This is a genomic window from Thermopetrobacter sp. TC1 (genome assembly GCF_000746275.1).
Taxonomy (GTDB): Bacteria; Pseudomonadota; Alphaproteobacteria; order Rhizobiales; family Aestuariivirgaceae; genus Thermopetrobacter.
On record NZ_KN050828.1, the window covers coordinates 777,685 to 792,310 of the forward strand.

A 14,626-nucleotide genomic window follows, 5' to 3' on the forward strand; every position below is an offset into this window, starting at 1 on the left:
GATGGGGCTTGTGCGGCACATCCGTCTTGCGAGGCCCTTTTAGCGGAGCTTCCCGGGAATGGCAAAAAGCGCCTTGCCGCAGGTGAGGCTTTGATAAGAAAAAGGCAGATTTCGGATTAACGGCAAAGGCCCAAAAGGCATGGAAAAAGGGGCCGGAAGGCTTTCCCGGCCCCATGCTGGTCTGATCATCGCGCCCTGATGGAAAAGGCGCGGCGAATTGCCCTCACATCAGCGGCGGCGGTCCTGATAGGCAATGCTTGCATGGTGCTCGCAATAGGGCAGGCCTTCGCTCACCCGGGCGCCACAATAGGTGAAATCCTCCTCGCCAGGATCGCCAAAGGGCCAGCGGCAGGTATGGCGGTTGAGCTCCATGATGTCGCTGATGCGGCCGCGGGTGATCTCGGTGACGGTGGTTTCCTGCGCATTCGCGGTGAGGGTGTTGGTCGCCGCCTGCAGCATTTCCTCGATTTCCTCCTTGGGCACCACATTGCTGCGTGCGGCGGGCGCAGTGGCGGCGCGGGCCGCGGCCTTCTGGCGCTGCGTGCCGGCCTTGGGCATCTGTCCGGCGGTGCGTGCGGTGCTGTTGCCGCGACGGGCGGGCGCGCGGGCCGGCAGCCCGAGGCGGTGCACCTTGCCAATGACGGCGTTGCGCGAAATGTTGTTGCCAAGCTCCTTGGCGATCTCGGAGGCGCTCAAGCCTTCCATCCAGAGTTTTTTCAGAAGAACGACACGGTCTTCTGTCCAGGTATTGTTTTTCCTGCCCATGACGAGAATCCTCACCCCTTTGCCGCAAACAAGTCGTTTGCGGACACAATTGCAGATTTATCGATGTTTACTGGATTACTATTTTCTCAGTTCAGGCGCTCTCGCCCCAAAAACTACTCACACCGCCCTGGCAGAACAAGAAACGTCGGGTTTTTATCCCCAGTTTTCCTGCCCCGGCAGTCTTGGTAAACAAAACGTTAAACGACGGAACGAATCACCGTCCATGCGGCGTTCTGACTCACCTGTGAAGAATGACTGACTAGCGGGGCTTTTGCCCCGGGAATGCGCGCGCTCCGAAAAAATTGTTTTTCTTTTGTATCTCGTATGTTCGCATCGCGCCCTGTTGCGGCAGATGCGCAAGCAGCAGAGATTGACCCAAGGAAGGGGGAGGCTTATAAGGAGCTTTCGTTCGCCGCCGTGCCCGTCCCGGCGGCATTTTTGATTGTGGCGGCGGCCTGCATGGCGCCTTTCATGGATTTGCGCATCGCCATGCGACTGCCAGTGCCGGGATAACGCGGCCGGATCGCGGCTTTAGTTCTGTGAAACGCAACGGATCGACAGGAGCGTGCTGGAGATGACTTCCCCCGTCATGCCCACATATGCCCGTCATGATGTCGCCTTCGTGCGGGGCGAGGGCGCACGCCTGTGGTCCGAGGACGGGCGTGAGTTCATCGATTTCGGTGCGGGCGTGGCGGTGACCAGCTTCGGTCATGCGCATCCGCATCTGGTCGAGGCCCTGTGCACGCAGGCGCGCAAGCTCTGGCATGTTTCCAATCTCTATCGCATTCCGGAAGGAGAGCGTCTGGCCCGGCGCCTGATTGCCGCATCGGGTTTTGCCGAGACGGTGTTCTTTGCCAATTCCGGGGCCGAGGCCCTGGAGGCCGCGATCAAGACCGCGCGCAGTTATCACTTCGAGAATGGACAGCCGGAGCGGCAGACGATCATCACCTTCCAGGGCTGTTTCCATGGCCGGACCCTGGCCACCATTGCCGCGGGGCGGCGCAAGGCGCATACGGAGGCGTTCGGTGAGGCCTGCCCCGGGTTCATGCAGCTGGCCTTGCATGATTACGAGGCGGTGGCACGCGCCGTAAACGAGAAAACCGCCGCCATCCTCATCGAACCGGTGCAGGGCGAGGGCGGTGTGCGCGTGGTTGAGGCGGCCTTTCTCGAACATGTGCGCAGCATCTGTGATGAGACCGGCACACTGCTCATTTACGATGAGGTGCAGTGCGGCATGGGGCGCACGGGGCGGATGTTCGCCCATGAGTGGGCGGGGGTGAAGCCGGACATCATGGCGCTGGCCAAGGCCCTGGGCGGCGGTTTTCCCATTGGTGCCTGCTTGGCAACGGCAGAAGCGGCCAAGGGCATGACGGCAGGACGGCATGGCTCCACCTTCGGCGGCAATCCGCTGGCGATGGCGGTGGGCAACGCGGTGATGGACATACTGGAAAATGACACATTCCTGCCTGAGGTGCGGCGCAAGGCGGAGCGGCTGCAGGCGGGCCTGGGGCGGCTGGCGGCGGCGCACGGCGCGGTGTTCAAGGGCGTGCGCGGCATCGGCATGATGCTGGGGCTTGCCTGCGCGGTGCCGAACACGGAGGTGACGAAGGCTGCGCTTGATGAAGGTGTGCTGGTGATCGGCGCGGCGGACAATGTCGTGCGGGTGATGCCGCCGCTGGTCATCACGGCTGAGGAGATGGACGAGGGCCTGGTGCGGCTTGAGCGGGCAGCGATGCGGCTTGCGGCTCAGTGAGCCCCGGGGCTTTTTCAGGAGTATGGGTCATGAGTGGTGGTGACTTCATCGACATCCGCGATTTTTCGCGGGAAGAGCTGGAGGGGATGCTGGACGAGGCCATGCGGCGCAAGAAGGCGCGCCTGGGCTGGCCGAAGGCGAAGCCGGATGCCGATGCGCCGCTGTCCGGTCATTTGCTGGCGATGATTTTCGAAAAACCCTCCACGCGCACGCGGGTGTCCTTCGATGTGGCCATGCGCCAGCTCGGCGGGGAGACCATGGTGCTCAACGCCGGTGACATGCAGCTTGGCCGTGGTGAGACCATTGCCGATACCGGCCGGGTGCTTGACCGCATGGTGGACGTGATCATGCTGCGCACTTTCGGGCATGAGCGGGCGGAAGAGCTGGCGCGTTACACCGGCGTGCCGGTGATCAACGGCCTGACCGATCTGTCCCACCCCTGCCAGATCATGGCCGATGCCCAGACCATCCTCGAGCACAAGGGGCGGATCGAGGGGCTGACCATTGCCTGGGTTGGCGATTGTGCCAACGTCACCCGCTCCTGGATCGAGGCTGCAACCCTGCTCGGCGCGCGCATGAAGATCGGCGCGCCGGAGGGGTATCGTCCGGATGCGGAAATTCTGGACTGGGCGAAGGCCCATGGCGGGGAGATCCTGCTGTTTGACAGCGCCGAGGAGGCGGTGCGCGATGCGGATGTGGTGATGACCGATACCTGGATCTCCATGCATCACAGCGAGGCGGAGAAGGAAAAGCGCATCGCCGATCTTACCCCCTATCAGGTGAACGAGGCGCTGATGGCGGCGGCGAAGGATGATGCCATCTTCATGCACTGTCTGCCGGCGCATCGCGGCGAGGAGGTGACCGATGCGGTGATCGACGGGCCGCAGTCCGTCGTCTTCGATGAGGCGGAAAACCGCATTCACGCCCAGAAGGCCGTGTTGCTCTTCTGCCTGGGGCGCCTGTGAGGCGGGTCGGATCATCCACAGGCTGTGGAGAAGAAGCTGTTGACAAGCGCACGGGGGCGTTGCGATTTCCGTTGACAGGACAGCGGCCGGGCGCCTGTTTCTCTGGTTTACGTAAGACAGGCCACGGAAGCGGATCCAGACATGGCGCAGGCAGCAGGGCAGGCGGCGAATCCGGGGAAGGAGGGCATCCTTCCGGCGCATGTCATCCGCCGCATGGTGGAAGAAGGGCAGATCACGGCGGCCACGCCCCTGGATCATGACCAGATTCAACCGGCCAGTCTCGATCTGCGCCTTGGCGAACGGGCCTGGCGGGTGCGCGCCTCCTTTCTGCCGGGGCCGAAGCGCACGGTGGCGGAGCGGCTTGAGGATCTGGCCCTGCATGCCTTCTCCCTGACCGAAGGGGCGGTGCTGGAAACCGGCTGTGTCTACATCGTGGAGCTTCAGGAAGCTCTTGCGCTGCCTGATACGGTCTCGGCCGTGGCCAACCCGAAGAGTTCGACCGGGCGAATCGACGTTTTCACCCGGGTTATCGGCGAGCGCGCCGCCACGTTCGATCAGCTGCCGGCGGGGTATGCGGGGCGACTTTATCTTGAGGTCAGCCCGCGCACGTTTCCCATTCTGGTGCGGGCAGGCTCGCGGCTGTCGCAGATCCGGTTCCGCAGCGGCATGCCTCAGCGCGGCGAGACGTTCCTGCGTGCGCTGCATGAGCGCGAACCGCTGGTGACGGAAGGGCCATTTCGTATCATCGGCGATGGCGTGGCGCTGACGGTGGATCTGGCCGGAGGTGATATAACGCAGCCGGTGGGTTTTCGGGCGCGGCGCCATGCCGGGCTGATCGATGTTGATCGCAAAGGCGCGCTTGATCCGCTCGATTATTTCGAGCCCATCATCCGGCGCGGGCCGCTGGTACTGGAGCCGGGAGAGTTCTACATTCTTGCCTCGAAGGAGGCGGTGCGGGTGCCGCCGGATCATGCGGCGGAAATGGTGCCGTTCGATCCCATGGTCGGCGAATTCCGCGTGCATTACGCCGGTTTTTTCGATCCCGGCTTTGGTCACGCGGCAGGTGGCGGCGAAGGATCGCGGGCGGTGCTGGAGGTGCGCTCGCGGGAGGTTCCTTTCATTCTCGAAGACGGGCAGATCGTGGGGCGGCTGGTCTATGAGCCGCTCAGCGAGGCGCCGGAGTTCGTCTATGGACAGGAGATCGGCTCGCACTATCAGAAACAGGGCCTGAAATTGTCCAAGCATTTCCGGCCCTTGTCCTGAAATTCCGCAGGCGGCAGAAACAGACAAATATGCGCGAGATCTGTCTGGATACCGAAACCACGGGCCTGAAACCTCAGGAGGGCCACCGTGTCATCGAGATCGGCGCGGTGGAGCTGAACAATCACATTCCCACCGGCCGCACCTTTCATGTCTATCTCAATCCGGAGCGGGATGTTCCGGAAGATGCGGTAAAGGTGCACGGGCTGACGGCGGAATTCCTGGCCGACAAGCCGCGTTTCGCCGATGTGGTGGACTCGTTTCTGGAGTTCATCGGGGATGCGCCCCTGGTCATTCACAACGCGGAATTCGACAGGGGCTTTCTCAACTGGGAGCTGTCCATCGTCGGGCGCGAGCCCATTCCGCCGGAGCGGTGCATCGACACGCTGGAAATTGCCCGGCGCAAGTTTCCGGGCGCGCAGAACACGCTGGATGCGCTCTGTCGGCGCTTTGGCGTGGACAATTCCGCGCGCGACCTGCACGGGGCGCTTCTCGATGCGCAGCTTCTGGCGGCAGTGTATGTGGAACTGATCGGCGGGCGGCAGATTGGCCTGTCTTTCGGCGAAAGGGAAATGCCAGGCGGCGTGGTGGAAACGCACGTAACCCCCGGTGCTGCCGCCCGCTATGGTGCGCGCCCGCGGCCTTTGCCTTCGCGCCTGAGTGCGGATGATCGCAGGCGCCATGCCGAATTCGTGGAAAGCCTTGGCGAAAACGCGCTTTGGCGGCGCTATCTTGAAGGCGATTTGCGCAAGGAAGGATGATTGCGCAAGGAGGGCTGAGCGGTATTGAGAGCCGCCGGTGGCATGGCCATCCTCACCTGTGGTGATAGTTGCGGCGCCATGATCTGCATCTGCGTGGCCAGGGCGCACGGCTGGCATGCCAGAGAGCCTTGGCGCGCTCGCGGGCGGCGCGGCGCCATTTTTCCAGCGCGATGAGCATCTGTGTGCGGGTGTGGCCGGTGCCGGGCAGCTGCACAAGAACGTCGGCCATGGCCAGCCGTTGCTTCCAGATGTGATTGATCATGGGATGATCCGGGATGGCGCAGGAATCGGCGGCATCGACATCGGGATCATCGATCAGGCTGCGGGTGGCGTGCAGGGTGAGCAGAACGCCCGGGGAAAAGGCGGCGAAATCCTCATCATAGGCGATCTTGTCCAGTAAAAGCGTGCGCTTGTGCACCCGGCCGAACAGGCTGGCGATGGTGCGGCCCGCATGGCGCAGGCGCCAGAAGCGCAGGCGCCCTTCGGCATGATATTGCGACAGGGCATCGCGGACCATGGCGGTGAGTGCGGGATCGCAGGCAATGGCGGTGCCGGCCCGGCCCTTCCAGCCGGAACGTTCAAGAAGCAGGAACTCATCCAGCCAGGCGGCGGCATCGTCTTGCGCCGTGATGACCTCGAAGACGGTCTCGCCCCGCTCCTGCAGGCGGCGGCGCAGGCGGCGCCATTCCTTGCGGCGCTTGCGGGGGATGGCGGTTTCCCATTCGTCCGGCGTCTGTGTGGCATCGAGGAAGGCACGCTCCCACGTTTTCATCAGGACGAGAGAAAGCCCTTCCCTTGCCGTTACAGTGCGCAGGGTGTTCAGGAAGGGGCCATGCAGAGGCAGGGAGGGAAATTCGGCAAGAGCGGCACCGGTTTCGGAAAGATTTTCCAGGAGAGCCGCAACGGCCCATTCTGGCCGCCTGCCATCAATGAGCGGAACGCCGTGACAGAAAAAGGAGACCCAGCAGGTGGATGCGATGCGCCCCAGCCCGCCATAGCGCCAGCCTTCGCGAACGCCGGTGATGGCGGCAAGGCCCAGCCCGTCCTGCGCGGCAACGGAGAGAAGGCGGGGGCGACGATGAGCCGGCAGATGGGTGAGTGCTGCATGCAGCCAGGGGCGTGTGGCCGTGAAGGCCGGTTCTGCCGCCTTGTGCTCCAGCGCATCCCACCAGCCCAGCAGCGTTTCCGGAAGCTGCGGCACACCGCGTATTCTGGCGATGACGTTCATGCCCTCTCCTTGGCTCCGTCAGGCGGTGGCGGTGCATGGCCGAAGCCTTCCGCAAGCACGCGGTTGGCGGCAATGGCATAGAAGGCGGCCTGCAGGGTGTAGGCAATGGAAGTGGCCAGGGCTGCGCCGGTGAGCCCGAAATGCGGGATGAGGGCGAGATTGAGGGTGGCGTTCACAAAAGCGGCGACACCGGTAATGAGGGCGGTGTAGTTCTGGTGCCCTGAGACCACGAGCATGGATTCCGCCGGCCCTGCCGCGGCGCGGGCGATGTAGCCGAGGGCGAGAATGAACATCAGCGGCCAGGCCACCGGGAATTCCGGCCCGAACAGCGCCAGAATCCACTTGCCGAGAACGAGAATGAAGGTGGCGGCGGCCAGGGAAGGCCAGAGCATCCAGCTGCGAAAGCGGGCGAGCTGGCGCATGGCGCGCTCGCTGTCACGCTCGGCATAGGAGGCGGCAAACCGCGGCATGGCCACGGCGGTGACCGCAAAGTGGATGAAGGCGATCAGCGTGATGGTGCGGGCGGCGGCGAAATAAACGGCGATCTTGTCCGGCGGCACGAAGCGCTCCAGCAGCATCACGTCGAGATTGAGCATGAGCAGCGCGAAGCTGTCCATGAGCAGCATGGGCAAGGCCACCGACAGCCACTGGCGCGGGCGATAGCGCACGGTGCGGTCCTTCAGCTCGCGGCCGAAACGCCGCTGCTGGATGATGTATTGCACGGTCATGGTCAGCCAGCTGGCGGCGGTGAGCGCAATGGCGGCCACCGTGGCGGTGCGCGGCCCACCGAAAAGGAGAATGAGGCCGATGCCGCCCAGGATGAGCAGCGGGCGCATGATGTAGGGCGGAATGAAGGCGATGGCGATCCAGGAACGGGCGCGCCCGACGCCGTCCTGAAAATCAGTGACGGCAATCGCCGGCAGGGAGAGCAGGCCGATGATCAGGGGGCGGATGTAATGGTCATCGATCATGCGCGGCCCGAAGGCATAAAGCACGGCAATGCCCAGCGCGGCGACGATGGCGCCGGCCGTGAAGGTGAGAAAGCGGCCGAAATTGAGAAAGCCGCGGGTGTGGGCATCATCGCCGCGGGTGGCATATTCGGCGAGAAAGCGCACCGCGGCGATGGAGAGGCCGAGGGTGGTGATCGAGCCCAAAACGTTCACCCAGACCCAGACGAATGTGTAAATGCCGAAATCGAAGGCGCCGAGCCAGCGGGCGAGCAGCACCTGGGCGACAAAGGCAATAACGGCGGAGCCGACGCGGATGCCGAATGAGAAAAGGGCACCGGCGCCGTCGCGGCCGTTCTCACCGCTGCCGGTGAGCAGGCTGCGCAGCGGTTCCGGCACCTTGACAAGCAGCCTCAATATGCGACCCCGCAAGCGTTTCATCACAATACGCATTCCCAAAAAGAAACTGCCGGCATTCCCCCTGACCATGGGACACTGTTGCCGGCAAAACGTGAGCAAATGCTGAAAGTTCAGAACAATTTCTCCGCTTGGTTTTCAGGCGGTTAAAGCAAGCCGTTACACCATTTGCCACTTGTCGCTTTGCGGGGATCTGCGCAACACTCGCCTCAATGAGGCAGGTGTTGCCGAAAGCGTTTCATCCAGCCGGCCGCAGGCCTGATTTGGCGAGACAGAGGGAGGGAGAAAGACGATGAGCCGCTATCATGAGGTCTATGAAAGCTGGAAAAAGGATCCGGAAGGGTTCTGGGCCAAGGCGGCGGAGGAGATCGACTGGTACAAGCCCTGGGAAAAGGTGTTCGATCCGGAGAAGGGCGTTTACGGACGCTGGTTCGTGGGGGCGGAATGCAACACGTGCTACAATTGTGTGGATCGGCACGTGAAGGCCGGGCGGGGCGATCAACCGGCGATCATCTGGGATTCTCCCATCACCGGAAGCAAGCGGATCATCACCTACGCCGAGCTGCTGGACGAGGTGGAGCTGTTTGCGGCGATCCTGCGCGATTTCTCCGTGGAGAAGGGGGACAGGGTGATCATCTACATGCCGATGGTGCCCGAGGCGGTGATCGCCATGCTGGCCTGCGCCCGCATCGGGGCGGTGCATTCGGTGGTGTTTGGCGGTTTTGCCGCCAAGGAGCTGGCCACGCGCATCGATGATGCCCATCCCAAGCTCATCGTCTCTGCCTCCTGCGGTATCGAGCCCAGCCGCATCGTGCCCTACAAGCCGTTGCTGGATGAGGCCATCGAGATCGCCTCGCACAAGCCGGATACCTGCATCATCCTGCAGCGCGAACAGCGCAAGGCGGGCATGATCCCGCTGCGGGACTATGACTGGCAGGAGCTGATGAACAAGGCGCGCGCGCGCGATCATCGCGCCGCATGCGTGCCGGTGGCGGCCACCGATCCGCTCTATATCCTCTACACCTCCGGCACCACGGGCCAGCCCAAGGGTGTGGTGCGCGACAACGGCGGGCACATGGTCGCGCTGAAGTGGACGATGTCCAACATCTACGGCGTCGAACCCGGGGAGGTCTACTGGGCCGCTTCCGACGTGGGCTGGGTCGTCGGCCACAGCTATATCGTCTATGGCCCGCTGCTGCATGGCTGCACCACCATCGTCTTCGAGGGCAAGCCGGTGGGCACTCCTGATGCCGGTGTCTTCTGGCGGGTGATTTCCGAGCATGGTGTGCGGGTGCTGTTCACGGCGCCGACGGCCTTCCGCGCGATCAAGAGGGAAGATCCGGATGGCGCGCTCATTCGCCAGTATGATCTTTCCGGATTCCGGGCGCTGTTCCTGGCCGGTGAACGGGCTGATCCGGACACCGTGCAATGGGCGGAAAAGCATCTCGGCGTGCCGGTGATCGATCACTGGTGGCAGACGGAGACGGGCTGGGCCATTGCCGCCAATCCGCTGGGGCTTGGCCTCCTGCCGCAGAAATACGGTTCGCCCGGTGTGCCGATGCCGGGGTATGACGTCGATATTCTCGATGAGAATGGCGAGAAGCTGGGCGCGGGCGAACTGGGGGCGATCTGCGTAAAACTGCCTCTACCGCCGGGGTGCCTGCCCACATTGTGGCAGAACGACGAACGATTCCGTGAAAGCTATCTCTCGCGCTTCCCGGGCTATTACGAGACCGCCGATGCGGGCTATGTGGATGAGGATGGCTATCTCTACATCATGGCCCGCACCGATGACATCATCAACGTGGCCGGGCACCGGCTTTCCACCGGTGGCATGGAGGAGGTACTGGCCTCGCATCCGGATGTGGCGGAATGCGCGGTTGTCGGCATCCGCGATACGCTGAAAGGGCAGATACCGATCGGCTTCATCGTGCTGAAGGCCGGTGTTTCGCGGGCGCCGGAGGAGGTGGAGCGCGAATGCGTGCAGCTGATCCGGGAGAAGATCGGCGCGGTGGCCTCGCTGAAGCTGGTGATGACGGTGGCGCGGCTGCCCAAGACGCGCTCCGGCAAGATCCTGCGTGGCACCATTCGCAAGATCGCCGATGGCGAGGAATGGAAGATGCCGGCGACGATCGACGATCCGGCCATTCTTGACGAGATCACGCAGGTGCTTTCGGAAAGGGGCGTGCTGGACAGGGAATGAAGCCCCGATGAAAGCGATGTCGGGCAAGCGTGCGCAAGGTGCTTGCAAGGGGCGGCAGCTTTCTCTATAACGCCGCTTGCACACCGCGCACCTTTCCGGCGGGTGCCTTGAGGTCCCCTTCAGTACCAGGGGATGAGAGCGATGTTCTCGCACCATATGGGCCTGGGTAGCTCAGTTGGTAGAGCAGCGGACTGAAAATCCGCGTGTCGGTGGTTCGATTCCGCCCCCAGGCACCATTTCCGTTCCATCCGTTTTTCCCACATTCCTTCCAGCGGTTCTCTTAAGGTTCATCCGCAAGCACGTCCGGGCATGTGGCCGCTGGCAGGCGGCTTGTAAGGAACGGACGATTCTGTCAGCATGCGGCCTTGAGGGGGGAGCGCCCATGACATCTTGTGCGGGAGGGGATCCATGCTGCGGGCGATATCGGCTTTTCCGCTGCTCACTTTCGTGCTGGCCGCTTTCAATGTGGTGTTCTGGATGCCGGGGGTTTCCCTTGAGAGCATCCTTCTGAAATTCGTGATGCCCTCCGGCGCGCTGCTGGAGATCACCATGGGCGATATTTTGCTCATCGCAGCGCTTCTCATCCTCTTTTTCGAAACGCTCAAGAGCACAGGCACGAGCAATCTTTCCATTCTCGATCACATTCTCTCCACGGGCGTGTTCGTGCTGGCACTTGTGGAATTCCTGCTGGTGCCGCAGGCGGGCAATGCCTGGTTTCTCATGCTGGTCATCATCTGCTTCATGGATGTGGCGGCGGGCTATGCCGTCTCCATCCGGGCGGCGCGGCGGGATGTGTCCGTGAAATGAATCTCTTAGGATATGAAACATCTGCAATCGTGATGGGGCGCATTCATGCCTGAATGGTGGGGATCCCTGGTGGCGCCGGCCTTTGCCACCCTGTTCGTGATCATCGATCCGCTGGGATTAACGCCGATGTTCGCGGCGCTGACGGCGGAGATGTCCACGAAGGCGCGGCGGATGGTGGCGATCCGTTCCGTGGCACTGGCGTTTGGCGTGCTGCTGCTTTTTGCCCTGTTCGGCGAAGGCGTGCTCAAGCTCATGGGCATTTCGCTGCCGGCGTTTCGCATCGCCGGCGGGCTTTTGCTGTTTGTCATGGCCATGGAGATGCTCTTTGAAAAACGCAGCGAGCGGCGGCGACGGAACGTGGAAGAGGCCACGCACGAGGTGGCGGCCGTAACCGAGGATGCTGATGAGCGCGCCGAGGATGTCTGGGTGTTTCCGCTGGGCATTCCCCTGATCGCCGGACCGGGCGCGATCACATCCGTCATTCTGCTCATGGATGCGCACGCCGGGCATGTGTGGCAGCAGCTGGTGATCATTCTCATCCTGATCATCGTGCTGGCGGCCACCCTGATCATGTTTCTGATGGTGGTGCGGTTCGGGCATCTGCTGAGCGAAACGGCGACACGGGCGATTTCCCGCATTCTCGGCATGATCCTGGCGGCGCTGGCGGTTCAGTTCGTCATTACGGGATTTAAGACGGCCGGCTTCATGGCCGGCTGACGTTGCGCCTGAAGGCGTATCCGAGCTGCCGTTCTGGACAGGGCTTTGCGCGGCCCTGTAAACTCCCCGACTGGGGAGGGAAGAAAACATGGCGGACATTATCGACGACATTCATGCCGAGCATCGCATTCTCTCGCGGCTGCTGAAACGACTTGAGCAGGAAGTGGATGTTTTTGCCCGCGGGGAGCGGCCGGATTTCGAGCTGATCCGCGATATCCTCGACTTCCTGCTCACCTGGCCGGCGGCCTGTCATCATCCGCGCGAGGCGGTGCTGGAGCGGTATCTGGCCAAGGCGGCACCGGAAGCGGCGGCGGAGGTCAATCTGGAAGCGGAGCATGCGCGCATGGGCGAACAGCTGCGCACCATGGCGCAGGCGCTGGAGTCCATCTTGATGGAAATTGAGGTTTCGCGCGAAACCTTTGTGGCCATGACCCGCAATTTCATCGCGCGGTTCAAGTATCATCTCGCCATGGAGGAAGAGGAATTCCTGCCGCTGGCTCGAAAAGAACTGACACGGGAACAGCTCGAAGCGGCGGCGAAGGAAGCGCGCGGCGAGACGGAGAAAACGCCGCTATGCCGCGATGTGGCCCGGGTGGAGAGCCTGTTGCGCGCCTGTGAGACGTGACTTGCGCGTTTCTCCGAGCGCCGCATAGCCACATAAGAAGGCTGACGGGTTTTTCCGGCAGGATCAGCGGCGGCCGAAATTGGGTGCGGGCGTGTCCTGTCCGGCCTCGATGATTTCTCGGCGGATGCGGCGGGAGCGGGAGAAGACCTCATAGAGCTTGTCACCCTCGCCCCAGCGGATGGCGCGCTGCAGGGCGTGCAGATCTTCCATGAAGCGGCCGAGAAGCTCCAGCACCGCCTCGCGATTGTTGAGGAACACATCCCGCCACATGACGGGATCGGAAGCGGCCAGGCGCGTGAAATCGCGAAAGCCGCCGGCGGAATACTTAATGACCTCCGATTCGGTCACCTCCTCCAGATCCGCCGCCGTGGCTACGATGTTGTAGGCGATCAGATGCGGCAGGTGCGAGGTGATGCCGAGCACGAGGTCGTGATGGGCGGGGTCCATGGTTTCCACGTGCGAGCCGCAGGCCTGCCAGAAGCGCGTGAGCCTGTCCAGGGCCTTCTCATCGGTGCCGGGCAGGGGGGTGAGCAGGCACCAGCGGTTCTCGAACAGCTCGGGAAAGCCGGCGTCGGGGCCGGACTGTTCGGTGCCGGCGATGGGATGGCCGGGAATGAAATGCACTCCCTCCGGCACGTGGGGGGAGACATCGCGGATGACCGACTGTTTCACCGAGCCGACGTCGGTGAGGATGGCGCCTTTCTTAAGCGCGGGCCTGATGCGTTCGGCCACCGGGCCCATGGCCCCGACGGGCACGTTGAGAAACACAAGATCGGCATCCCGCACCGCCTCTGCCGGATCCTGATGAAAGCTGTCGGCAAGGCCGAGTTCGGCGGCGCGGCGCAAGGTCTTTTCGCTGCGCGCGGCGCCGGAGATGGTGCCGGCCAGGCCTTCGCGGCGCATGACATGCGAAAGAGAAGAGCCGATCAGGCCAAGGCCGATCAGCGCCACCTTTTCGAAGAAGGGCTTCTCCTTCGGCTTTGCGGCCGCCGCCTGCCCGCTCCTTTCATTTGCCTGCGGGCGGCTGGCGGATGCCTTTGCTTCGTTGGTCATGCCCCCTGTCCTTCAAGAAAATCGCGCAAGGCCTCGATCAGGCGCCGGTTGGCCTCCTCGGTGCCGATGGAGAGGCGCAAGGCGTTGGGAAAGCCATAGCCGCCCATGCCGCGCAGGATCAAGCCGCGCCGGGAGAGGAAGCGATAGGCATCGGGCGCGCGCCGGCCTTCCTCATCAGGAAAATGGATGAGGAGGAAATTGGCGACCGAAGGCGTGACCTTCAGCCCGAGCTTTTCGATCTCCTCGGTGAGCCAGGGCAGCCAGCGGTCATTGTGTTCCACGGCCTTCTGCAGATGCTCGGTATCTTCGAGCGCGGCAAGCCCCGCAGCAAGGGCTGCGGCGTTGACGTTGAAGGGCCCGCGAATGCGGTTGAGCACGTCCACGACATGGGACGGGCCATAAAGCCAGCCCAGCCGCAGCCCGGCCAGGCCATAGGCCTTGGAGAAAGTGCGGGTCATGACCACGTTCTCGGCCGAGGAAACAAGCTCGATGCCGGCTTCGTAATCATTGCGGCGGACATATTCGGCATAGGCCGCATCGATGACAAGAATGCAGGATTCCGGCAGCCCGGCGTGCAGCCGCCGCACCTCGGAAATGGGCAGGTACGTGCCGGTGGGGTTGTTGGGATTGGCCAGATAGACGAGGCGCGTTCGCTCGGTGACGCGCTCAAGAATGGCATCCACGTTGGCGGTGAGATCATCATGATCGGGCGCGAAGACCGGCGTTGCCCCGGCGGCGCGAATGGCAATGGGATAGACGAGAAAGCCATGTTCGCTGCAGATGGCTTCATCACCGGCTGCGAGATACCCCTGCGCCATGAGCGTGAGCAGTTCGTCCGAGCCGTTTCCGAGAACGATGTTGTCCGGATTGAGGCCATGGCGGGCGGCGATGGCGTTTCTCAGTTCCACAGGCGCATCATCGGGATAGCGGACGATGGCTTCGGCATCCAGCGCCTGCACGGCCGCCAGCGCCCGCGGCGAGGGGCCGAGGGGCGATTCGTTGGACGAGAGCTTGAAGACGTTTTCGCCCCCTTCCGCCTTGGAGCTGCCCGGAATGTAGGGGGCGATGTCAAGAACGCCCTTGCGCGGGCTCGGCATGGTCATGACGTTTTGATCCCTCACACTG

The 14,626-nt window shown here is 63.0% G+C and carries 13 protein-coding genes and 1 tRNA gene; 9 read left to right on the forward strand and 5 right to left on the reverse strand.

What is annotated here, in order from left to right; all coding sequences use genetic code 11:
• Nucleotides 1-228: 228 nt before the first annotated feature.
• Nucleotides 229-765 (reverse strand): GcrA family cell cycle regulator, encoded by a 537-nt coding sequence (locus EK16_RS07200; RefSeq protein WP_038035554.1) that lies wholly within the window; start codon nucleotides 763-765, stop codon nucleotides 229-231.
• 574 nt (nucleotides 766-1,339) lie between these two features.
• Between EK16_RS07200 and EK16_RS07205 the strand changes: the two genes are divergently transcribed.
• The 4 genes from EK16_RS07205 to dnaQ all read left to right on the forward strand — a co-directional run bounded on the left by EK16_RS07205 (nucleotide 1,340) and on the right by dnaQ (nucleotide 5,504).
• Nucleotides 1,340-2,518: an aspartate aminotransferase family protein gene (locus tag EK16_RS07205; protein WP_038035557.1), complete on the forward strand. Its 1,179-nt coding sequence runs from the start codon at nucleotides 1,340-1,342 to the stop codon at nucleotides 2,516-2,518.
• Between the two features lie 29 nt (nucleotides 2,519-2,547).
• Nucleotides 2,548-3,483: an ornithine carbamoyltransferase gene (argF, locus tag EK16_RS07210; RefSeq protein WP_038035560.1), complete on the forward strand. Its 936-nt coding sequence runs from the start codon at nucleotides 2,548-2,550 to the stop codon at nucleotides 3,481-3,483.
• Between the two features lie 141 nt (nucleotides 3,484-3,624).
• Nucleotides 3,625-4,746, forward strand: a complete 1,122-nt coding sequence (locus EK16_RS07215; protein WP_038035562.1) for a 2'-deoxycytidine 5'-triphosphate deaminase — start codon at nucleotides 3,625-3,627, stop codon at nucleotides 4,744-4,746.
• 29 nt (nucleotides 4,747-4,775) lie between these two features.
• Nucleotides 4,776-5,504 (forward strand): DNA polymerase III subunit epsilon, encoded by a 729-nt coding sequence (gene dnaQ / locus EK16_RS07220; RefSeq protein WP_038035564.1) that lies wholly within the window; start codon nucleotides 4,776-4,778, stop codon nucleotides 5,502-5,504.
• A gap of 52 nt (nucleotides 5,505-5,556) precedes the next feature.
• Here the strand turns inward: dnaQ and EK16_RS11525 are convergent, their stop codons facing one another.
• Together EK16_RS11525 and EK16_RS07230 are read right to left on the reverse strand one after the other, a co-directional pair.
• Entirely contained in the window at nucleotides 5,557-6,732 is a 1,176-nt protein-coding gene (locus EK16_RS11525; protein WP_051929048.1) for a GNAT family N-acetyltransferase, read from the reverse strand.
• The gene (locus tag EK16_RS07230; protein WP_197059642.1) at nucleotides 6,729-8,078 is read right to left on the reverse strand and encodes a lipopolysaccharide biosynthesis protein; all 1,350 of its coding nucleotides are present in this window, start codon (nucleotides 8,076-8,078) and stop codon (nucleotides 6,729-6,731) included. Before EK16_RS07230 ends, EK16_RS11525 begins: the two co-directional genes overlap by 4 nt.
• A gap of 310 nt (nucleotides 8,079-8,388) precedes the next feature.
• On the opposite strand from EK16_RS07230, the gene EK16_RS07235 reads away from it, so the two are divergent.
• The 5 genes from EK16_RS07235 to EK16_RS07255 all read left to right on the forward strand — a co-directional run bounded on the left by EK16_RS07235 (nucleotide 8,389) and on the right by EK16_RS07255 (nucleotide 12,448).
• Complete coding sequence (locus tag EK16_RS07235; protein ID WP_038035565.1) at nucleotides 8,389-10,299, forward strand: propionyl-CoA synthetase; 1,911 nt, start codon at nucleotides 8,389-8,391, stop codon at nucleotides 10,297-10,299.
• 160 nt (nucleotides 10,300-10,459) lie between these two features.
• Nucleotides 10,460-10,535, forward strand: a tRNA-Phe gene (locus EK16_RS07240).
• Between the two features lie 172 nt (nucleotides 10,536-10,707).
• Entirely contained in the window at nucleotides 10,708-11,106 is a 399-nt protein-coding gene (locus tag EK16_RS07245; RefSeq protein ID WP_038035566.1) for a hypothetical protein, read from the forward strand.
• A 45-nt stretch (nucleotides 11,107-11,151) separates the two neighbouring features.
• The gene (locus EK16_RS07250; RefSeq protein WP_038035567.1) at nucleotides 11,152-11,823 is read left to right on the forward strand and encodes a MarC family protein; all 672 of its coding nucleotides are present in this window, start codon (nucleotides 11,152-11,154) and stop codon (nucleotides 11,821-11,823) included.
• An 88-nt stretch (nucleotides 11,824-11,911) separates the two neighbouring features.
• A complete protein-coding gene (locus EK16_RS07255; RefSeq protein WP_038035570.1) occupies nucleotides 11,912-12,448 on the forward strand; it encodes a hemerythrin domain-containing protein in 537 nt (178 codons plus the stop codon).
• 63 nt (nucleotides 12,449-12,511) lie between these two features.
• On the opposite strand, the gene EK16_RS07260 is transcribed toward EK16_RS07255, so the two are convergent.
• Nucleotides 12,512-13,501 carry a prephenate/arogenate dehydrogenase family protein gene (locus EK16_RS07260; RefSeq protein ID WP_081910345.1) on the reverse strand — a complete coding sequence of 330 codons (990 nt, stop codon included), beginning with the start codon at nucleotides 13,499-13,501 and terminating at the stop codon, nucleotides 12,512-12,514.
• Nucleotides 13,498-14,604: a histidinol-phosphate transaminase gene (gene hisC, locus EK16_RS07265; RefSeq protein ID WP_038035575.1), complete on the reverse strand. Its 1,107-nt coding sequence runs from the start codon at nucleotides 14,602-14,604 to the stop codon at nucleotides 13,498-13,500. Before hisC ends, EK16_RS07260 begins: the two co-directional genes overlap by 4 nt.
• Nucleotides 14,605-14,626 lie beyond the last annotated feature (22 nt).